This is a genomic window from Runella sp. R5_40 (assembly GCF_057652295.1).
Genome location: NZ_JBYFCH010000001.1, coordinates 247,712 through 267,961, shown reverse-complemented (window position 1 = coordinate 267,961; position 20,250 = coordinate 247,712). Strand labels below are relative to the sequence as shown.

The 20,250-nt window shown below is 46.3% G+C and carries 18 protein-coding genes; 11 read left to right on the top strand and 7 right to left on the bottom strand.

Translation table 11 applies throughout. From position 1 onward, the window contains the following. Positions 1–32 precede the first annotated feature (32 nt). From AC23N5_RS01185 to AC23N5_RS01175, 3 genes are all read right to left on the bottom strand, one after another. Positions 33–305, bottom strand: coding sequence for a hypothetical protein (locus AC23N5_RS01185; protein ID WP_487754190.1), 273 nt, complete (start codon positions 303–305; stop codon positions 33–35). 585 nt (positions 306–890) lie between these two features. After that, entirely contained in the window at positions 891–2,753 is a 1,863-nt protein-coding gene (locus AC23N5_RS01180) for a tetratricopeptide repeat-containing sensor histidine kinase (protein ID WP_487754189.1), read from the bottom strand. 44 nt (positions 2,754–2,797) lie between these two features. Next, a complete protein-coding gene (locus AC23N5_RS01175; RefSeq protein ID WP_487754188.1) occupies positions 2,798–3,577 on the bottom strand; it encodes a response regulator in 780 nt (259 codons plus the stop codon). Positions 3,578–4,041: 464 nt separating this feature from the next. Between AC23N5_RS01175 and AC23N5_RS01170 the strand changes: the two genes are divergently transcribed. Next, entirely contained in the window at positions 4,042–4,320 is a 279-nt protein-coding gene (locus AC23N5_RS01170) for a hypothetical protein (protein ID WP_487754187.1), read from the top strand. Between the two features lie 68 nt (positions 4,321–4,388). Here AC23N5_RS01170 and AC23N5_RS01165 read toward each other — a convergent pair whose 3' ends face one another. Together AC23N5_RS01165 and AC23N5_RS01160 are read right to left on the bottom strand one after the other, a co-directional pair. Further along, positions 4,389–5,642 carry a glutamate-5-semialdehyde dehydrogenase gene (locus AC23N5_RS01165; protein WP_487754186.1) on the bottom strand — a complete coding sequence of 418 codons (1,254 nt, stop codon included), beginning with the start codon at positions 5,640–5,642 and terminating at the stop codon, positions 4,389–4,391. A 40-nt stretch (positions 5,643–5,682) separates the two neighbouring features. Continuing rightward, the gene (locus AC23N5_RS01160; protein ID WP_487754185.1) at positions 5,683–8,118 is read right to left on the bottom strand and encodes a DUF5686 family protein; all 2,436 of its coding nucleotides are present in this window, start codon (positions 8,116–8,118) and stop codon (positions 5,683–5,685) included. Between the two features lie 138 nt (positions 8,119–8,256). Between AC23N5_RS01160 and AC23N5_RS01155 the strand changes: the two genes are divergently transcribed. The 10 genes from AC23N5_RS01155 to AC23N5_RS01110 all read left to right on the top strand — a co-directional run bounded on the left by AC23N5_RS01155 (position 8,257) and on the right by AC23N5_RS01110 (position 18,491). Then, on the top strand, positions 8,257–8,625 hold the full coding sequence (locus AC23N5_RS01155; protein WP_028524084.1) for a BlaI/MecI/CopY family transcriptional regulator: 369 nt from the start codon (positions 8,257–8,259) through the stop codon (positions 8,623–8,625). Next, complete coding sequence (locus tag AC23N5_RS01150) at positions 8,622–10,712, top strand: M56 family metallopeptidase (RefSeq protein WP_487754184.1); 2,091 nt, start codon at positions 8,622–8,624, stop codon at positions 10,710–10,712. The genes AC23N5_RS01155 and AC23N5_RS01150 overlap by 4 nt, the downstream gene beginning before the upstream one ends. A 140-nt stretch (positions 10,713–10,852) precedes the next feature. Continuing rightward, the gene (locus AC23N5_RS01145; protein ID WP_310586977.1) at positions 10,853–11,368 is read left to right on the top strand and encodes a GtrA family protein; all 516 of its coding nucleotides are present in this window, start codon (positions 10,853–10,855) and stop codon (positions 11,366–11,368) included. 131 nt (positions 11,369–11,499) lie between these two features. After that, complete coding sequence (locus AC23N5_RS01140; protein ID WP_487754183.1) at positions 11,500–12,405, top strand: ATP-binding cassette domain-containing protein; 906 nt, start codon at positions 11,500–11,502, stop codon at positions 12,403–12,405. A 13-nt stretch (positions 12,406–12,418) separates the two neighbouring features. Then, positions 12,419–13,198, top strand: a complete 780-nt coding sequence (locus AC23N5_RS01135) for an ABC transporter permease (protein ID WP_487754182.1) — start codon at positions 12,419–12,421, stop codon at positions 13,196–13,198. A 31-nt stretch (positions 13,199–13,229) separates the two neighbouring features. After that, entirely contained in the window at positions 13,230–14,291 is a 1,062-nt protein-coding gene (locus AC23N5_RS01130) for a sensor histidine kinase (protein ID WP_487754181.1), read from the top strand. Beyond that, entirely contained in the window at positions 14,281–14,970 is a 690-nt protein-coding gene (locus tag AC23N5_RS01125; RefSeq protein WP_487754180.1) for a LytR/AlgR family response regulator transcription factor, read from the top strand. Before AC23N5_RS01130 ends, AC23N5_RS01125 begins: the two co-directional genes overlap by 11 nt. Positions 14,971–15,217: 247 nt before the next feature. After that, the gene (locus tag AC23N5_RS01120; RefSeq protein ID WP_487754179.1) at positions 15,218–15,919 is read left to right on the top strand and encodes a LytR/AlgR family response regulator transcription factor; all 702 of its coding nucleotides are present in this window, start codon (positions 15,218–15,220) and stop codon (positions 15,917–15,919) included. A 60-nt stretch (positions 15,920–15,979) separates the two neighbouring features. After that, complete coding sequence (locus AC23N5_RS01115) at positions 15,980–17,272, top strand: MFS transporter (protein WP_487754178.1); 1,293 nt, start codon at positions 15,980–15,982, stop codon at positions 17,270–17,272. A 4-nt stretch (positions 17,273–17,276) separates the two neighbouring features. Next, on the top strand, positions 17,277–18,491 hold the full coding sequence (locus AC23N5_RS01110; protein ID WP_487754177.1) for an MFS transporter: 1,215 nt from the start codon (positions 17,277–17,279) through the stop codon (positions 18,489–18,491). A gap of 80 nt (positions 18,492–18,571) precedes the next feature. On the opposite strand, the gene AC23N5_RS01105 is transcribed toward AC23N5_RS01110, so the two are convergent. Continuing rightward, the gene (locus AC23N5_RS01105) at positions 18,572–19,651 is read right to left on the bottom strand and encodes a hypothetical protein (RefSeq protein ID WP_487754176.1); all 1,080 of its coding nucleotides are present in this window, start codon (positions 19,649–19,651) and stop codon (positions 18,572–18,574) included. Then, positions 19,629–20,225, bottom strand: coding sequence for a hypothetical protein (locus AC23N5_RS01100; RefSeq protein ID WP_487754175.1), 597 nt, complete (start codon positions 20,223–20,225; stop codon positions 19,629–19,631). Before AC23N5_RS01100 ends, AC23N5_RS01105 begins: the two co-directional genes overlap by 23 nt. Between the last annotated feature and the right edge of the window lie 25 nt (positions 20,226–20,250).

Sequence of the window (20,250 nt, the reverse complement as noted above, 5' to 3'; positions counted from 1 at the left end):
CCCAAGCACTTCGGCAAGCGATTTTGTCTGTATTATCTGATATTGTTAACGATGCTGCTCAGCACGTTACCCATTTGTTTTACTATTGCCGTCTGAGTTTGAATAGTAAGATTATAAGTATTCATCACATTCTGAACTTCCAGTAGTGCTGCCGACGAACTGTTTTGTTGCAATTCTAGGGTTGAATTCAGAAGGTTGGCTCCTGTTTTGGCAACGTTTAATGCTACGTTCGTAACACTGGCGCCACCTTGTACGGCTTTTTGCTGATTTTTTGAGATGGCGAATTTTTCAAATTGTGCTAACATGATTTGTGAGTGCTTTGGCTACCCGTGCTTCGCCTTGAAGTACATCGTCCTTGGCTGATTGACGATTCAAAGGTAGTTTGTCAACCAAGGTCGTGCTGAAAATAGGGTGTGGATGCCTGTTGTGATGCTGTGAAACCTGTCAATGTTGTAGGTGAATCGCTTTCCTTAACGCAAACAAGATAATTCTATCGTCAGTAGAAAAGGTAGATTATAAAAAATAGAATGGATTTCGCATACAAAACCATTTGAGTTTTACTCACACAAAATCAGAGTTTACATACAATTCTCTGTTTGCACTTTTTTATCGGCTTAATCTTGTATCGGATTTACGGGGCGGTGAATAAAACACGACAGCCTGCTAAGTTCTGAATACATTACCAACAATTGGTTTTTACTCAATTTTTTAAACGATAAGAATACAATGAAAAAGCAACTTACGTACGGAAATAAGGCAGAGGCAACTATTGGGTCGTTAAGCTGAAATAATTAAACAAATAACGGCAAAAAGGCGGTCTCTAAATTGGGGGCCGCCTTTTTGCCGATGCAAGCGAGCTCTCATTCAACTAATGCACAACGCTCTGTAGATTAGGCCATTGCTGGTTCCGGTTCGGGAGTAAGTATTGCTTTCTTTTCAGGAACCGGCAGAATCAGCAGAAAACGAGTGCCGTTCTCGCCACTTATTTCCAGACGTCCACCAGCCTGTTTGGTCAGAGAGGTAATCAGTCGCTTTCCAAACGAACGACTCGGTTTTTGCCACTGACTCACATCTATGCCGGGGCCATTGTCTGTAATTTCGAGGTATAGCTGATCTTCCTTCCACAGGCTGATGCTCAGGCTTGGCACATCAATCCCTTTATAGGCATGTTTGAAAGCATTGGTGGTCAATTCGTTTAAAATCAAGCCCAACGGAACGGCCAGTTCTACATCCAAATCAATGGGAGCAATAGTTAAGCGCAGGTCAAAGTTGTCTTGGTGGTTAAACGATTGCATCAATCCGCGTACCAACTCGTCGATATAGGTCTGCATATTCACCCGAGTGACGTTATCAGTTTGGTACAATTGCTGATGAATCAACGACATGGCTTCCACCCGCTGCTGCCCTTCTCGTACGGCTCGTACAGCGTTTTCGTCTTCCAGCCGGTTGGATTGCAGGTATAACAGACTGGACACAATGGCCAAGTTGTTTTTGACCCGGTGGTGCAATTCCCGCATGAGTTCTTTCAATTGGCTGGATTGTTTATTGATCCGTTCGTTAGCAAGAGAAAGTGTTTGGTTTGTTACTGTCAATTTACCATTAACCCGTCGGATAGTACGGTATTGTAAAAGCATGATGCCGAGCAGAAAGGTCAGCAGTATGGCACCACCCGTCAACCAGGCCAATTGCTGTTTTTGGCGGTGGTTATCTTCGTCAAGGCGTTCAATATGCAGCTGTTTCTCACGGGTTTGAAACCGGGTTTCTGTTTCGATCAATTGGCGGCTTTTTTCGGCATTCATAACACTGTCCCGATACACCATACTCAGCTTTTGATACTGAAATGCCTGCTGAAATTGACCGCGTTTTTCGTAAATGGCAGTAAGGGTTTCGTAAATGTTTTGGTAAAAAGGTGGTGACTTTGACTGAGAATTCGCCCATGTTAAGGCCATTCGGATATACTTCTCGGCTTCGTTGAGTTGATTTAACAGCAAAAGTGTATTCGGCAGGTTAATGTAAACCATACCTTCTAATTCTACATCCTGTTTTTCTTTTGCCGCTTTTAAACATTGCTGATAAATATCTGCCGATTGCCGATATTGTCCCGAATTTTTCAGAATGATTGCCCGATTAAATAACGACACAGTGTAAGAACCTTCTTCCTTGAGCGATTGGTAGATGCGAAGGGCTAACTCATTATAGTGAAGAGCTTGGTTATATTTCTTACGGATATCTTCAATGGAGGCCAAGTCATTATAAATGTTGGCAATTTCTAACTCAAGCTTTTGTTGTCGGGCGATGGTCAGTGCCTGTTCGCAATACTGCTGTGCTTTTTCTAACTCACGGAGACTAATGTACACGCCCTCAATTCGTTGCAGCGCTCTGAGCTGCCGCCGATACTCACCAACCGAACTGAAAATGGATTGTGCTTTTAAGTAATGTGATATGGCATTTGTCGGGCTATTCTGATTGCGTTCCATATTTCCCATCGCCATATACGTTCTGCCTATCAGAAGCTGGTTATTGAGCTGTTGAGCAATTTGCAGCATTCCATTGGTGGCTAGGGCTGCTTCGGGATACTTACTTTGATTTAAAGCATTGACACTATAGTCGTAAAGCCGTTCAAAACGGGTAGAATCCGATAAGCTTGTAATCTGCTGTTGGAATACAGGAAAAGAAAGGAGTGTGTCGGGCTGGCTCATAAGTTTGTGGGTAAACAAACACAAACAGAGCGCCATTAATAAAGAGCGTTTCATAATATGAGCCTTATTTTTTGTACCAAGAATCAATAGTTGAAAGGTCAACGGGCTTGAAAGTGACGCATAAAATCTTCCTTGTACTGTTGTCCGAAAGGAATGGTCATTGTATCAATAAAAATCTCTCGCTCGTTGAATCCTTTCAATTGGTTTACATTAACTGCATACGAACGATGAACCCGTACCAATGAAGAATAATCGAGGCGTTCAAGCAAACTGCTCAGTGAAAGTCGAAGGGTGTATTTATGGCCTTTGGTTTGGATGGTCGTATAGGTATTGTCGGCCTCCAGCAACAGAATGTCATTCAGAGAAATTCCGACAAACTGATAATTATGTTTGATAAAGACTTGGTCACCACTGCGTAAAATAGATTCACGACTGGATGCTTCCTTTTCTGGTGTACCAGTTTTAGTGTCCTTCCCAGCCGCCGACGGCAACCGATTCGTGACATAATTATGAATTGCGAGGTCAACCGAGATTTGCAAATTATCGGGTCGAACAGGCTTGGCAAGGTAAGCAGCAGGGAAAGTTGCTTTGGCTCGTTCAATCGTTTCTTTGTCGGTTTGCGAGGTCAGATAAATAACAGGAACTGGTTTGAATTCTAAGATATGTCGGATGGTGTCTATTCCGTCCCAATCTCCTTTTAGGTTAATATCACATAAAATCAAGTCAACACGATTTTGTCGATAGAGCGATAATGCCTCGGGGCCGTTATCGGCAACACCTGCTATCTCATACCCCTGTGCTTCTAAAAGATCACTGACATACATCACCAAAATAGCTTCATCTTCAATAATTAAAATTTGAATTTTTTGATCAGACATAGTGAAGATAGGGGTTAATGAGCATACCACCAAATGTACAAAAAAAGCATATAGTTATGCTTGTTATCAGTATTTTTACCACGGATTTTAACTTGAATAATGCAGAAAAACGTTTTATAGCCAGAATCCGTCTTAAATACATGGGTGTATGGTGCTGAAATGGCACATGATATGGATATTTTACATGAATCAGGGAATTTTGGGAGTAATTTGCGACGGGAAATGGATTTGTATAATAATGAGTAATACAATTGATAATGGCAAAGGAAGGCGAAAAGCTTTATCAAATGATGGTTCAACTCTAAATTTTACATTTCCGACTGATGGTTCTAATAGATGTTGGTAGATTTTTTTTTGGGGTAGTTGTTCTACTTGCTTCTTTCACAGCTAGTTGTGTTTCCACTACGACTGATGTTTATCTTATTGAAAATGCAAGCGAAAAACGAAACTTTACTCCTTTTGTAATGAGTCCTCGTTCATCATTTTACTGCCTGCACGTAAAAGGGGAAATAAATGGCGCGGCCGAATTGCATTTTTTGTTACCCAATCATGATTTTAGTAAAGGGCCGACTTGCTCTGATTATCATCTAAAATTGGATTCTGGCAAAGTAGATAAATATTTGCAAGGGGATTATTTTGGAGGATTTGAGCGACCCAATATCTTTTATCTACCTTGCAACGTCACAAAAGGGCATTTGACCATTGATGTTGCGTTTAATAAAGATTTGAGAAACGTCAAGTAATTAACCTTCCCGAAAGTTCTAAAACTTTCGGGAAGGTAGTTCTAAACCTTCGGGAAGGTGTAGATTTATTACCAACGAACTTGTCCATCACCCACCACTACCCACTTCTCCGTCACGAGTTTTTCGAGGGCAAAGGGCCCACGGGCGTGGAGTTTTTGGGTGGAAATACCAATTTCAGCCCCCAGACCAAACACACCTCCGTCGGTAAAACGCGTGGAGGCATTGGCATAGACCGCCGCCGCATCCACTTCGGCCAAGAAGCGGTCGATGAGGGATTGATTTTGGGAAACAATAGCTTCGGAGTGGCGCGACGAATAATTCTGAATGTGAGAAAGCGCTTCGTCGAGGCCGTCAACTACTTTTACGGCTAGTTTATAATCCAAAAACTCGCGCCCAAAATCTTGGGGTTGAGCGTGTTGAAGTTTTGGGTAAGAGATGCCTTCAAAAATTGGATACGATTCTTCATCGGCATACACTTCGACGTTCCACTTGATAAAATCGTCGTTGAGCATGGGCAAAAACTCAGCCGCAATGGCACGGTCAACAATCACGCAGTCCATGGAGTTGCAGACCGAAGGCCGCGAAACGCGCGCATTGACCACGATGTCACGAGCTTTGGTCAAATCGGCAGTAGCCTCAATATAGCCATGACAAACCCCCGCACCTGTTTCGATGGTAGGAATCAAGGAGTTTTTCCGTACAAACTGAATCAACGACTCCGAACCGCGCGGAATGATAATATCGACATAGCGGGTAGCCGTGAGCAATTCGGTCACAAACTGACGGTCGGTAGGAAGCAACATCACGGCGTTGGTATCCACTCCTGCTTCTTGCAGCGCTTGATGAATCAACCCTACCAAACAGCGGTTAGAAAAATCGGCTTCTTTGCCGCCCTTCAGCACACAGGCATTGCCCGAACGCAAACACAACGAGGCCACGTCCACCGTCACGTTGGGGCGTGATTCGTAGATGGCACCGACAACGCCAAGGGGAACCGCAATTTTTTTCAATGTAAGCCCTTGTTCAATCTCTCGTTCCAACAACACCTGCCCCGACGGGTCGGGCAACAGCGCTACGTCGCGAAGGCTGTCGGCTAGTCCCTGAATCCGTTTTTCGTTTAAAAACAAACGGTCTTTTTTGGGGTCGCCATCGGGCATTCGCTCCATGTCTTTCTGGTTTTCGGCCATAATCAGCGCTTGGTGCGCTAGCAGCAAATCGGCGAGGCGATTGAGCAAGGCCGTTTTTTGCTCGCTAGTCAAGCGACGCACTTGCGCAGCGGCTTGTTGCGTGGCTTGAAGTTGGGGTACGATGGTAGTTGTCATAATGAATAAATTGAGCCGCAAAGATAGCAACTTTGAGGGGTTATCGGCTCAAATTTATGCCCAACCAATACGCTTTTGCGTTGTTTTGCCAAAGTCCTGTGGGCGCAGGTGCGTACTGATACGCTACTCCCATGCCCGTACCTAGAAAAATGCTTCGAATCGGGATTCGCAAAAGGTCGCGCACTTCTAAGCCTGCTTCGGCGTGGAAAGGGTTGGATTGATAGTTCCACGAAAACGAATGTTTTTCGGGCGTGCGCAGTCCCCCGACCAATACATTGTTATAGACCAGTAATCGAGGTTGGCTGTATTTATTTTTGAGGCGAAGCAAAGTGCGACTAAAATCGTGGCTGTAATACAAGGCCGCGTATCGGTCGGCAATAAACGCATAAGAAGGCAAGGTGCGGAAAGTGGCCAGCGGAAAACTCGACGCATTGAGCCCCGAAATGTTGATGAGTTCCGTACTTCCCAGCGACCCGAACAAGTAGGAGTAGGGCAGGTTACCACTCGTGTAGCCACCCGCCAGTTTTACGTTACTAAACCCAAGGCGTTTGGTTCTGAATTGAAAATAAAGCTGCATTGCTAATCGCCAATAGTCAAACTGACTTCCCAAGGCGGGCAGCCCTTTGGAAACCTGAACGTTGATAATGGGAAAATAACGATTTACTACCGACTCCATACGCCCCGTGCGATAGACGGCTTCTCGAAAAGCAAAACGCCAGTCGAGGGTAAGTTCGGTGATTTCAAATGTGTTGTTGTCCTGATAAAAATACCGATAACTGGGTGTCCGCTGTTCGTGGTGGAGGTCTAACCGAAACCAATTCCACGAAAAAGGCTTAAAATGCAGCGATACACCGTACCGTTGGTAGTAGTCGGCCTGAAAGGGAATAGAGTCTTTTTGGGAGAAAAAAGGAAGCGACGGTTTGGAGTCGATGAGGTAGTTAGGCCCTAAAAATTCGGTCGTGCCTGGCTGGACAAGGTCGCGTTGGTGATACACACTAAGTCGATTGTAGCGGTCGCGGGTGATGTGCCAACTCGCCAATACTTTGTATTTCCAACGGTGGTCTCTCAATCCGTAGCCAGCATATCCGTATAGCCGAAACCGCGGGCGGTTGCCTTGGTTATTTTGAAGGCCCACCCCAAGCCGTATCAACTCGGCTGAATTACCCATCAATAAATCACTCGGCTGAAACTCAATGGGGCCTATCTCAAATACGTTGGACAGAAGGCTGCCTAAAATATGCCCATATGTGGAGTCGAGGCGGCTTGCCAGCCCATTGGGTTTTTTGAAATTGAAATACATTTTTCGTTCCCAGTCGGCCAGCGTATCGGGGCGGAGGGCTTTAAACGTCTCGTACGTATGGCGCGTGGCGGAAGGACGCATGGCGCGTTGGACTTCGTCAAACAGCTGGTCGTCAAGCGGAATGTTCAGTGCTACGTCGTGGAGTTGCGTCGTAAATTTCACCTGAAAAGCACCCGTGTACCCGCTGGAGGAATACCCCGCCAAAAGCCGCGTGGTAGCGGTTTGGGGAAACCAACGTCCCGAAATCCGCTGGTAGCGTTGTTGAATCCGAAAACCAAAATTTTGTAACGTATCAACGGGCGCGACGTTGATGTATTCAAGGGCATAGCCGTCGGTGTTGATGTGCATCACGCCTTTTAGGGCATCAAAATTGGTTTTGGGGTAGGGTCGAAAACTAATGATAAACGTGCTGTCGCGTTCGTGAAAGAGGGTGTCTTCGAGTGTAAAATCGTACTGGAAGAATGTTTTGGAATTGAGCGGATTGACATAAAATCGTTTGAGGAGGGGAAAGTTGTAGAGTTCGGAATAGAAATCAATTTTGTGCAAATCGAGCGGAAGGTAGTTGAGCATCTGACTGTACACCTGCGCGATGTTATTGACCGACGCCACGACTGTCTCCTTGTTTTTATTGGGCTTTTTGTGAATCAATTCACTGATGTTTTCTACGATGTAGATGGGCGCCGTTATTTTTTTAGAACCAATAACTTTCTTGGTCGAATCTTTCAACACTCGATTGAGGCTATCGACCACGACCAAGATTTTGGTGTAAGCACTTGCCTTGTAAGTATCGAGTTGGTTAGGGTCGTTTTGGGGACGGTTGGCCAACACGTTTCGAATAATGGCCCACGCGGGATTTTCGCCAGGACGCACACGTACTTCGGCCAACTCGTTGACTTTTTGACGGAGTTTGATGGTAACGGTTGTGCCTTTGGGTGTAACTAGTACCGTTTCGTAGCCAACCATGCTCACCAGTAGCGTGTCCGACGATGATTTGAGTCGCAGCGAAAACCGACCTTCCATGTCGGTGAGGGTTCCTGAAGTTTGGCCTTTGAGCCGTACACTGGCCTGAGGTAGCGGCACGTTGTCTTTGGCGTCAATGACGATGCCTTTGACTCGGATTTCTTGAGCAATTACAATTTGGCATACCAAGAGATAAAGTAAAAGCTGTTTTATCATGGCCAAAAGAGAATTTTCTACTAAACGATACAAGGTGAAATAGATTTTAATCGTGTCCTACGAAATATTTCGTATAAAAAATTTGGTAATACGAAACGCTTCGTATATGTTTGCTACGAAATTATTCGTACTTAGACCATGAAACCAACAGACTCCGAACTCGAAATCTTACAAGTGCTTTGGCAAGAAGGCCCTTGTACGGTACGGCAGGTCAACGAGCGTTTGACCGAAAATCGCGACGTGGGTTACACCACCACCCTCAAACTAATGCAAATCATGTACGAGAAAGGGCTACTGACGCGGGTAGAAGACGCCCGTTCGCACGTATATGAAGCCAACGTGAGCGAAGAAGAAACCCAAGCCACGCTGCTTGAGCGATTTGTGGGTACGGCCTTTCGGGGGTCGGCCAGCAAGCTGGTCATGCAAGCCCTTGGTTCGCACAAAACTACCCCTGCTGAACTGGATGAAATTCGTAAACTCTTAGACCAAATCGAACAACAGCCATGAAAACGACGACTTTTTTCTCCGAACCCATCACCTCGGCTTTGGGATGGACATTGCTTCACTCTCTTTGGCAAGGGGGAGTGGTAGTACTCCTTGCCTCAGTTGCGTTGTTTGCCTTGCGTAAGCGCTCAAGCGTGGTGAAGTATTGGGTAGGTATCAGCGGCTTGGTCGCCCAAGTTGTTGCTTCGGTGGCGACCTTTGTGCTTTATTATCAGCCAGTAAGCGCCGTTGCCACGTCTTCATTGACAACGCTTCAAACGCAACGTTACTGGGCCTCGGGCATGACTTACGCCAAAGTGGCGTTGCCTTGGTACAAAGAAGTGCTCCTGTTTCTCCAACTCCATTTGGATACCATTGTGCTATTTTGGGGCATTGGGGCTTCGGTACTATTGGTACGTTTGGTGGGAAGTTGGGTGTATGTGCAACAACTCAAAGCCGAAGGCATTCAACTGACGGAGCCTAGTGTACAGTCGTTGTTCCGTCGGGTGTTGGGGACATTGCGCATTCGTCAAAACGTGCATTTGTTTGAGTCCGTGCGCGTCAATACGCCCATGGTGATTGGGTTTGTAAAGCCTGTGGTGCTTTTGCCCGTTGGCTTGGTTACGGGGTTGAGCCCCAAGCAAATTGAGGCAGTTTTGGCCCACGAACTAGCCCACGTGAAGCGTTACGATTATTTGGTGAACCTACTCCAATCGTTGGTTGAAGTGGTTTATTTCTTTCATCCAGCCTTATGGTGGTTGTCGGGGCGCGTCCGTCAAGAGCGGGAACACTGCTGCGACGACATTGCCGTTGCCGTTTGTGGCGACAAAATGGCCATGGCCAAAGCCTTGGCCGAAGTAGCCGCTTACCGTTCCACCCCCGCGTTAGCGATGGCTTTTGCCAATAAAAAAGGAGCCATGCTACACCGCGTCAAAAGAGTATTGGGCGTGACTGAAAAGCCGCAGCAACGGTTGAACGCGAGTGGTTTGTTGTTGGTATTACTCTTGGTAGTAGGCGTTTCTGTGTATGCTTTTCAGCCGCAGGATAAGCCCAAAAAAGACGCCAAACTTAGAAACACCAGCCATACCTTGAAAGACATGCAATTTGTGATGGATGAACAGGGTAAGTTGACCAAAGTAAAATGGAAAAATCGTTTTTTGTCGTCAAAGCAAGTGGCGGAGTTACAGCATCTAAAGGAGCAGTTGGCAGAGGGAACGGTAACGCTTAGCGATATTAAACAAGCTGATTTTAGGGCTATATTGTCTCGGATTACGGAAGTTGAAGATGGGTTGTCAACAGGTTTGTCTGCTTTGGGCAACATTTCGCTGGATAACATAGAGCTCATGGACGCAGTAGAAGATGTGATTGAGCCTGTTGAGGAATTGTCAGAAGTTGAACTAGCCGACTCCATTCTAGTCAACGGAAAATGGGTAGAGGTAGGTAGTACATTTGAAGCTAAAATAGACGAGGCAAAAATGGCCTATTACCACCGCCAAATCGACAGCCTTCACCGATTGATGGAGCCTCAGATGCACAAAATGAACGAGCTGCGCCTAAAAATGGAGCAGTACGAATTTCAGGTAAACGAAGTGGAGCGCAAGCGGGAAGTACTCGAATGGAAAAAGAACAAAGCGTCCAACGAGCGCAGTCAAATTTTGGACAAACGCAGTCAGTTGCTTCACCAAGAAAATGCGGCCAAAAAGCTATCAGACGACCAGATTGAAAAGGCATTGGTGCAGTACGAAGAGCAGGTGAAACAATTTGAAAGTCAGATGCAGCAGTTTAATAAGCAGATGGCCGAATTGTCGGAACAAGAAAAGGCCGCCCGCAAGCCCATCGAGGAATTGGAAGAGCAACAACGTAAGTTGGAAGCGATAAACGAGAAGTTTTCGCAGGAAATGGAACGCTACTCAGATGAGTTGAATAATTTATTCCCGCCTCCGCCACCCCCGCCACCAGCCGAGTTTCGTGCGAAAGGGGCCCGCACTCTTCGTGCACCACGTGCCGTTCATACGCCCGCATCTGCGGTGAAGGCCGTGGCTCCCATTGCTCCCAAAGGTGCAGGAACACCGCCGCCACCACCTCCGCCACCCGCCAAAAAGAAGAAGTAATTGGCCTTAAAAATACCCTTGAAAGCGCTCGGTTTGCTACCGAGCGCTTTCTTTGTAAGAGGCCATTTGATAAAAACCCTAGTTTATTTTTGGGCGGCTGTCAAAAATGCGTTTATTTTGTCCACTTACTATGCACACTTGTGAAGAAGAAAACTACTCTATTTAACATAAAAGACCTCGTCGTATATTTTTTGATTGCAGGTACTGGGGCCGTTGTTCAGCTTGCTTCTGGGAGTTTTTTCCGTAACTACGTCGATTTTTACACTTCGGTTTCGTTGGGTTATATCGTATCGTTTTTTGTTGGTTTTGTGTTAACAAAACTTTTTGCCTTTGATGCCCGAAATACCAACCAAACCCGCCGTGAGATGGTCAAATTTGGCATCGTAGCGTGTTTGTCTTTTGGAATTACCGTTGGTTTGTCAGCTTTATCGTTGGAGCTTTTTCATGCATCAAGTCCTACGGATTTTATCTACCAAATCCCGTTTGATTTTATTCCCGCTAAGTCAAGAGAAATCAACGTGACCGAAGCTACTTCTACTTTGGTAGGAATGGGCTTTAGTTTTGTGAGCAACTTCATTTTGCACAAAACCTTTACTTTTCGCAGTACAGGTTTCTACGACCGCGCCAAGGCAGCGTTGAACTTAGGTAAAAACTAAGCTACGGCACTGACCCCGTTATTTCCCCCATTCGCGTACAAATTGGGCTGATTCACGTAATAGAATTGATGGAAAGCACTTGAACTTCGATTTTTGACATCGAAATTCAAAATGTTTATCTATCAACAGCCATGTATTGTATCGAAACCAGCGAGTTGTCGTACCAGTATTCCCGACAGGGCAACGAGCTTCATCGTGTCAACCTTCGGGTGAAAGAAGGGAGTATCTACGGATTTTTAGGTCCCAACGGCGCGGGAAAAACCACTACGCTCAAGCTCATTTTGGGCCTATTAAAAAAACAACAAGGGCAGATTAAGGTCTTTGGGGAGGAGTTTGCGTCCCATCGACTGTCTGTTTTGTCCAAAATCGGCTCGTTGATTGAGTCGCCTTCCCTCTATAGCCAACTCACGGCTACGGAAAACCTCAGCGTTTGGCAAAAACTCTATGGTTGCCCCAAAACGCGTATTCAGGAAGTATTGGAGTTGGTAGGATTGGGGCAAACGGGCACCAAAAAAGCAGGACAGTTTTCGCTCGGGATGAAACAGCGGCTGGGCATTGCCACGGCCTTGTTGCACAGTCCGTCGGTGTTGGTGCTCGACGAACCTACCAATGGCTTAGACCCGAGCGGAATGGTGGAAATGCGGGAGTTGCTCAAACGCCTCAACAAAGAACACGGAATTACGATTTTGATTTCGAGCCACTTGCTGTCCGAAATTGAAAAATTGGTGACGGAAGTTGGCATCATTAACCAAGGCAAAATGCTGTTTGAGGGGTCGTTGGGTGAATTGATGCAGCGGCAACGGAGTGCGGGAGGAATACGGCTCAATACCAGCAATAACGCAGCGGCCGTTGAGCGTCTGATAGCCCAAGGGCTGGACGCAAGGCAGGAGCAGGACAAAATCGTGCTGCCGTTGTTGGCGCGTTCGGAAATTGCCCAACTGAACCGCGAATTGGTACAGCATCAGCTCGATGTTTACGAAATCAGTACCGTCGAAAGCGATTTAGAAAGCATTTTTATGACCTTAACTCACTCCTAATCTTCCCCAAAACATGACAACGTTTGTAGCTAGTTATCAGAGCGAATGGCTCAAAACCAAGCGAAGTTTGGCGGCTTGGTTGGTGGTTCTCGGTGGTTTTTTTATTCCGTTTATTCTCTTTTGGGCGCGGGTTTTGTACCCCGACAAACTCCGCAAAGAGGTTGTTTCCCCGACTTATTGGGAAGGGATTTTGGGGCAAAGTTGGCAGTTTATGGCTATTTTTATGCTGCCAATGGGACTTGTACTGGCCACGAGCTTGCTTACCCAAATGGAGTTTCGCAACAATACGTGGAAGCAACTCCACACGACTCCACAAAGCTATACCACTATTTTTGTGGCAAAGCTGAGCGTTTTGCTAACCATGCTTTTTCAATTTTTTGTGTTATTCAACCTTGGCATGTATTTGTCGGGCATACTTCCGCCCTTGGTGCGGGGGATTTCGCTGCCCAAACAAGCGTTTCCGTGGGAAGTGTATCTAAAAACAAGCAGTCATTTTTGGGTAAATTGTTTGCCTATTGTGGGCTTTCAATACCTAGTTAGTCTTCAGTTTCGTAATTTTTTGGTGCCGCTCGGAGCGGGTATTGGGCTGCTGTTGGCGTCGTTGATAGGGCTGGAGTGGGAGCACGGGCATTGGCTGCCGTATAGTTATTGTCCGTATTATTTTTTCAGTCTTCGCGGGGCAAAACTGGGCACGTTGGCGGTCGATGTTTTTTTCAAATGGGCATTGGGGTATTTCGTTGGATTTACGCTTTTGAGTTACTTCTTTTACGTCCTAAAAAAGGACAAAAGCTAAAGATATATTTTTTAAAACCGATGCACAACACATGAAGCGAGGCGTAGTGATTTCATTGCATTTTGGGTACTGGGTGCTGTACTTTTTATTGCTGTCGCTGATACTGGTGTGTCTTCAATTGGGCTCGCCCATCAAGGGGCAGCCTTTTTTTTACCAGTGGCGGTTTCACGTTTTCTTCAGCACTTTTGCCATTTTTCCCGCGCTATTGGGGTTTTATACTTTCTATTTTCTGCTGTTCGACCTTTTTTTGATGCGTCGAAAAATCGTGTTGTTGTTTGTGGTAGGCTTACTCACCGCTATGGGCTGCGGGTTTATCAGTGAGGTGGTTATGTCGGTGTTGTACACGTTTAAAGTGGGGCCAGGAGTGTTTCATGAGGGAGCGAAAACCACGTTAGCGTTGTTGGTGGTCATTACCATTATCGCGGTGCTCAACGGAGCGGTGGCGTTGATTATGCGGGGGTTTATGCGCTGGTACTCCGAAATCAAACTGAAAGAGGCGCTGATGCAAAAGAATTTTGAAATGGAACTGGCGTTGGTCAAATCACAAATTAGCCCGCATTTTTTGTTCAATACCCTCAACAACATCGACGTACTTATTGCCAAAAATGCCTCGCAGGCATCGGCTTATCTTAATCAACTGTCTGACATCATGCGGTTTATGCTGTACGAAACCAAATCGGAAGAGATACCGTTGAGCCGAGAGCTGAGCTATTTGGAAAAATACGTTGCCCTGCAAAAAATCAGAACATCCAACCCTGATTTTGCTCGTTTTCGAGTAGAAGGAGCGGTAGGCGAGGCCACCATTGCCCCGATGGTGTTGATTCCTTTTGTGGAAAATGCCTTTAAACACGCCGATGCACGAAAGCAAGGCAATGTCATCGACGTTTCGGTGGAGGTGTCGCCCGAAGCCATTGTGTTTGACTGTGTTAACAAACGTCGATTACAGCCTAGTACGACCGAATACGGCGGTTTGGGCAACGAACTTATCAAAAGACGGTTATCTTTGCTGTACCCCGACCGCCACCAATTAGACATTGTCAGTTCTGAAGAAGATTATCGGGTAAGGTTACGAATCAGTCGCCATGAAGCATAGCTGTATTATTGTCGAAGACGAGCCTCTGGCGCTCGAACGTGCCCAAAGCTACGTACAAAAATTGCCTTTCCTAAGCCTAAAAGCAACGTTTGAGAGCGCGTTGGAGGCATTGAGTTTTTTGAAAAATAACCCGATTGATATTGTCTTTTTGGATATTCATTTGGGCGATTTTTCAGGTATTCAGCTCCTAGAAAGTGTGTCATTGAAAGGGCAAGTTATTCTGACGACGGCCTACCATGAGTATGCACTCAAAGGATTTGACCTCAAAATCGCCGACTATTTACTCAAACCTTACACCTTTGAGCGTTTTGTTCAGGCCGTTGACCGAGCGCAAAGTTTATTGCCCAAATCCGAGCCTCAAAATTCGAGGCCGTTTATTTTTGTCAAAACCGAATACCGCCTCGAAAAGCTCATGCTGGACGAAATCCTGTTTATCGAAGGCATGGGCAATTACCGAAGGATTCATACGGCCACCCAGAAAATCATGACGTTGCAGACCTTCGCTGAGTTTGAACAAGAGCTGCCACCGAGCCTTTTGTGTCGGGTGCATAAGTCGTACATGGTAGCGATTGCGAAGATTGATTCGATTGAAAAAGACCGTATTCGGCTGGGTGAAGCGGTCATTCCGATTTCGGATAGCTACCGACAAACGTTTTTTTCGCTCATCGGGCAAAGCTGAGTTTATCCCATTTGTAAGGAGGTTCGTCCCATATTTTTAGAACATCCGCGTAAAAAGCTGATTTTTGCGTCAAAAGTTGGGGTTGTGAGCAACCCCAGCCACTGTGAGTCAGGTTGCTCACAACCTGACCGACGGCTAAGAAATACAAAAGTTGTGCGTATGCTTGTTGGTTGTGAGCAACCCCAACCACTGTGAGTCAGGTTGCTCACAACCTGACCGAAGACCGAGTCACTCAAATTCAAAACCCATGATTGCCATTGCCATCGACGACGAGCCCAAAGCGCTAGACATAGTGCGCGTTTTTGCCCAAAAAGTGCCCTATTTGGAGCTACAAGCTACTTTTCAGGATGCGTTTGAGGCGTTGGATTTTCTGCAAAAACAATCGGTGGACTTGATTTTCTTGGACATAAAAATGCCCGATATTTCGGGGTTGGAGTTTTTGCGAGCTCTTCCGAGCCCACCGCTTGTGATTTTTACTACTGCTTACGCCGAACATGCTGTCCAGAGCTACGACTTTGATGCAGTTGATTATCTGTTGAAACCCTTTGCGTTGAGCCGTTTTTTGAAGGCGTGCAACAGAGCTCACGAAACGCTAAAAATGCGCGAATTGGCCTCGGAAGAAGCCAAAGTCCGCCCAGTGACGGTCGCGCCCACCGAGAGCATTTTTGTGAAAAATGGCTACGAGCAAGTGCGGGTGATGCTCGACGATATTTTGTATTTGGAAGCGGGTGGCAACTACGTTGTTTTTGTTACTAAAACCCAAAAAATTGCTTCTCGCATGACGATGAGCGAGGCAGAAGGCTTACTTCCAGGCGAGCAGTTTGTGCGGATTCATCGGTCGTATATTGTGGCAAAAAGTAAAGTTGAGCGGTTTGACCGTTATGAAGTGAGTGTGGCAGGACAATTATTGCCCATTGGGGCTAATTATAACACCGCAAAATTGGCATAAGAAGTTTTGGGAGCATATTTTTGCTATTATTGCAGAAAAACCATAACCTACATCCACTCAATGCCTAAATCTTCTAACCAAAATACCCTTTTTGGGCTTCCTGTTATTGTGGCCGCACTAGGCTACTTCGTTGATATTTACGATTTACTATTATTTGGAATTGTACGCGTACCTAGCCTCAAAGATTTGGGTTTGAGTGAGCAAGACGTGTCGGCGGTGGGGGCTTCCATCATCAACTGGCAAATGGGAGGTTTGTTGCTTGGCGGAATCATTTGGGGGGTATTGGGCGACAAACGCGGCCGCCTTTCGGTGTTGTTTGGTTCCATCATCACTTACTCCATTGCCAACGTACTTTGTGGATTTATCCAAGATACCTCGTTTTTGCCAGCTACTGAGTTGTATAAATACTTACGCTTTATTGCGGGGATTGGATTGGCGGGAGAATTGGGAGCAGGCATCACCCTCGTGTCCGAAATTTTACCCAAAGAACTTCGTGCCATCGGAACATCGTTGGTGGCTGGAATTGGCCTGTTAGGCGCGGTAGTGGCCTATTTTACGGTCGAGATATTTGGCGACTGGCGCATTGCTTATTTTGTGGGTGGTGGGCTAGGATTTGGCCTTCTTTTACTTCGCGTGGGCGTCATTGAATCAGGGATGTTTACCGAAGTCTCCAGCCAAAAACACGTCGCCAAAGGCGATTTTCTTTCGTTTTTTACCAACTGGGAACGCTTTGTACGCTACATGAAATGTATCGGAATCGGTCTTCCAACGTGGTTTGTGATTGGTATTTTGGCAACTTTCAGCAACGAATTTGGCAAAGCCTTGGGCATCACCGAACCCATCAAACCAGGGTTGGCCATTATGTGGTGCTACGTGGGCTTGGCAGGCGGCGACTTAGCCAGCGGATTTATTAGCCACTACTTCCACTCGCGCAAAAAAGCTGTGGCAGTGCTGATGGCGTTTTCGGGCGTATTTAGCATTGTGTATTTGTTTGCGGGCGTACAATCTTCGACCATGCTTTATACCCTTTGTTTGTTGATGGGCTTCGGGATTGGCTACTGGGCCATGTTTGTGACCATCGGTGCCGAGCAATTTGGTACAAACCTTCGGGCTACGGCTGCGACAACCGTTCCCAACATGGTACGCGGAATGGTGATTTTGATGACGACGCTCTTTGCGGGTTTCAAAACAGGCTCGTTGGACGTCTTTGGTTGGTTTTCGCTCACTGTTCCTCAGTTGGGCGTTATCGGAGCGGGTACGTTGGTAGGGATTTTGAGCTACGCTCTAGGGTTTTACTCGACCCTCACCGTTCCCGAAACCCACGGCAAAGACCTTGACTTTGTAGAAATCTAAGAGGATGAAATACCGTGCTCTTTTTGCCTTGCCCGTCATTGTGTCGGCGCTTGGTTTTTTTGTGGACGTGTACGATCTGCTTATTTTCAGCATTGTACGCGTTCCAAGTCTTCAATCGCTGGGCTATTCGGAAGCCGAAGTTTCTAAAATTGGAACGTTTATCTTCAACTGTCAGCAAGCGGGTTTGTTGGTAGGCGGAATAGTATGGGGAATTTGGGGCGATAAACGCGGTCGCTTATCGGTGTTGTTTGGGTCTATCATTACCTATTCGTTGGCCAACATTGCCTGTGGTTTTGTCGAAGACCCCAACCTGTACGCCTTACTGCGCTTTGTGGCGGGGGTAGGGTTGTCGGGAGAAATTGGCGCAGCCATGACCCTCGTAACCGAAATCGTCCCCAAAGAGATTCGCAGCCTTGGGCCGACGTTGGTGGCTGGGATTGGGTATTTGGGGGCGGGTGCTGCCTACCTGACCCAAGAATGGTTTACGTGGCGAACGGCCTACATGGTGGGCGGAGGCATGGGCTTGTTGCTGCTGCTCTTGCGAATTAGTGTGTTTGAGTCGGGACTGTTTTTGCAACTGAAAGAAACGAAGGTTTCCCGAGGTAATTATTTGTACTTTTTTAGCAGCTGGCCGAGGCTGGTCAAGTATTTTCGTTGCGTGCTCATCGGCGTCCCGACTTGGTTTGTGGTGGGAATATTGGGGACGTTTGGCAATGAGTTTGGGAAAGCGCTGGGCATCGACGAAGGGATTTCGCCTGGCAAGTGTGTGATGTTTATTTACTTTGGCCTAACCGCAGGCGACTTCTTTAGCGGGCCGCTGAGTCATTGGCTACAATCTCGACGAAAAGCCATCCTATTTTTGCTTTTCATTGGAGTTATTTTTGTCGGAATTTACCTCTTCGGAGGTGTTAAGTCGGCCAATATGCTCTATGTAGTGTGCTTTTTGACGGGAGTTTGCACGGGCTACATTGGCCTGTACCTGATGATGGTGGCCGAACTCTACGGCACCAATCTCCGTGCTACGGCGACCACTTCGGTGCCGAGCGTGGTGCGAGGAATGGCTATCCCGATGACGTTGGCTTTTCAAGGGTTAAAACCTTCGTTTGGAGCGCTGGGTGGCGCGGCGTTATTGGGAGTATTGTGCTATGGTTTAGCCCTATTAGCCATCTATAAAACCGACGAAACCTTTGGACGCAACTTGGATTTTGTGGAAGAGTAAGGGGATGAAAGGCAATTATACTCAAAATAAACCCCCGTGCTTGTCAAGCGCGGGGGTTTGTATTTTGAGACAGTTTACGATTATCGAAGGCTCACTTCACCGTATTTTGAGACAATTTTCACTCTAGTGCCTTTGCCCGTTCCAATTTTACCGACGTATTGTTTGGTCATTTTTGGGCCGCGGTGTTCGTTGTCTTTGCGTTCGTCGTCGTTTTGAGTGAATGATACTTTGCGGTCGTTGGGGTATTTGAACCCGCCGTAGCTCACCGTGACGTCGAAGTTGCATTCGTTGTTTTCCATTGGAATCACTACCGACGAATAATTGGCCAAAATATCAACATTATCAGCCGATTGCGTCAGTTGGTCGATGCGGAAGCCGCCCGAGAAACTGAGCTTAATTTTGCTCGAACCTTTGAGCGTACCGATACGTCCACCCGAGTAGCTAATTTGGCCATCGAGGGTTTCTACTTCGCCGATTTTCATTTTGCCAAACTTGTTGTTGAGCGTGATATTTTCGGCTTTTTCGAGTTCGAGGGTCGAATACGAAATATCGAGGTTGCCGTTGGTGATTTGCTGAATTTCCGCTTTACCGTACGATACGTCAATGTCATTTTTGCTACCTACCAAATCGTTAGCCATAAAAGTGCCGTACTTCGAAACAACGACCAACGGCGCTTTGAACGTGGGAATGTTGGTATTTCCAAAACGATTTTTAACCGTCAAAGGCGTGTTTTTCGGCATTGACACGTTATAGTCGATTTGCACAAAATTCTTTTCGTTGTTGTTATTTTTCCAGCTCCAACCGTTTGAGTTGTTCGATTTGTTGATAATCGTACGAACATTGATTTGGTTGCCTTCCCGTTTGTCTTCAATCACTACGCCGTCGAGGTATTCTTGGGCGCGGTCATCGCTGCTTGAGTTAGCCACAATGTGAATGTCAATCCGTATTTCGTTTTTGTCCCAAAGGTTCACTTTTACCTGCCCAAACTGATTGTCGAGCAATAAGTTGTCTTTAGACGAAGTATCGTAAATCTTAATCACCGATTTTTTCTTTTCGATGGTGCCCCATTCGTGAGCCGTTGCTCCAAAGGCCGAAAACAGACAGAAAGCTACCAAAAAGGTATTTACTAACTGCCAATTACATGATTTTATCGTTTGCATGGTTGTTCTTGTTTTTGATGCGCTGGATAATGTCCAACTGTTGGTTTAATAAATCAATCTGCCACTGTAGGTTCTGAATCATGGCCTGAATCACCACTTCTTGGTTGGGGTTCTTCGGAAGGTCGGATTTCAGGTTTTGGTATGAGCGCTCAAGCTGATCCAGTTCTACGGCAAATTCTTTATACAAATTAGGGTTACTTTCAGTCATTTGGCGAAGCTCATCCCGTTTGGTATCGATCAATTGGGTATATTGACTGACTTGTTTGGCAAACGTTGGATTGCTAAGGGCTACTTCGGGAGCTTCTGTAATACCGTAATTTTGATTAACACGGTATCCAACCCACCCAAGGCCAATTACCAAAGCAATGGAGGCCGCAATGCGCCAGTTGAGGTTTCGCCAAGCCTGTTTAAACGGACTAGGCGCACTCACGGCAGGGGTAACTTCTGGGACAACTTTGGGCGCTTCTTCGGCGGGTAGTTGTTGGTTCAACCGATTCCAAAGGTCGTCGGAAGGTTCATATACATCAAACGCCTCTCGGTTGTCTCTTACGAATCGTTGCAATTTGTCTTTCATCTTCTTTGGTATTTATCGCGGCTCT

Bases quoted from the DNA above. Each gene is read 5' to 3' on its own strand.
- AC23N5_RS01105 (WP_487754176.1), bottom strand. From the start codon at position 19,651: ATGCAAACGATAAAATCATGTAATTGGCAGTTAGTAAATACCTTTTTG.
- AC23N5_RS01115 (WP_487754178.1), top strand. From the start codon at position 15,980: ATGCCTAAATCTTCTAACCAAAATACCCTTTTTGGGCTTCCTGTTATT.
- AC23N5_RS01185 (WP_487754190.1), bottom strand. From the start codon at position 305: ATGTTAGCACAATTTGAAAAATTCGCCATCTCAAAAAATCAGCAAAAA.
- AC23N5_RS01170 (WP_487754187.1), top strand. From the start codon at position 4,042: ATGAGTCCTCGTTCATCATTTTACTGCCTGCACGTAAAAGGGGAAATA.
- AC23N5_RS01140 (WP_487754183.1), top strand. From the start codon at position 11,500: ATGTATTGTATCGAAACCAGCGAGTTGTCGTACCAGTATTCCCGACAG.
- AC23N5_RS01155 (WP_028524084.1), top strand. From the start codon at position 8,257: ATGAAACCAACAGACTCCGAACTCGAAATCTTACAAGTGCTTTGGCAA.
- AC23N5_RS01120 (WP_487754179.1), top strand. From the start codon at position 15,218: ATGATTGCCATTGCCATCGACGACGAGCCCAAAGCGCTAGACATAGTG.
- AC23N5_RS01110 (WP_487754177.1), top strand. From the start codon at position 17,277: ATGAAATACCGTGCTCTTTTTGCCTTGCCCGTCATTGTGTCGGCGCTT.
- AC23N5_RS01135 (WP_487754182.1), top strand. From the start codon at position 12,419: ATGACAACGTTTGTAGCTAGTTATCAGAGCGAATGGCTCAAAACCAAG.
- AC23N5_RS01180 (WP_487754189.1), bottom strand. From the start codon at position 2,753: ATGAAACGCTCTTTATTAATGGCGCTCTGTTTGTGTTTGTTTACCCAC.
- AC23N5_RS01150 (WP_487754184.1), top strand. From the start codon at position 8,622: ATGAAAACGACGACTTTTTTCTCCGAACCCATCACCTCGGCTTTGGGA.
- AC23N5_RS01165 (WP_487754186.1), bottom strand. From the start codon at position 5,642: ATGACAACTACCATCGTACCCCAACTTCAAGCCACGCAACAAGCCGCT.
- AC23N5_RS01160 (WP_487754185.1), bottom strand. From the start codon at position 8,118: ATGATAAAACAGCTTTTACTTTATCTCTTGGTATGCCAAATTGTAATT.
- AC23N5_RS01125 (WP_487754180.1), top strand. From the start codon at position 14,281: ATGAAGCATAGCTGTATTATTGTCGAAGACGAGCCTCTGGCGCTCGAA.
- AC23N5_RS01130 (WP_487754181.1), top strand. From the start codon at position 13,230: ATGAAGCGAGGCGTAGTGATTTCATTGCATTTTGGGTACTGGGTGCTG.
- AC23N5_RS01100 (WP_487754175.1), bottom strand. From the start codon at position 20,225: ATGAAAGACAAATTGCAACGATTCGTAAGAGACAACCGAGAGGCGTTT.
- AC23N5_RS01175 (WP_487754188.1), bottom strand. From the start codon at position 3,577: ATGTCTGATCAAAAAATTCAAATTTTAATTATTGAAGATGAAGCTATT.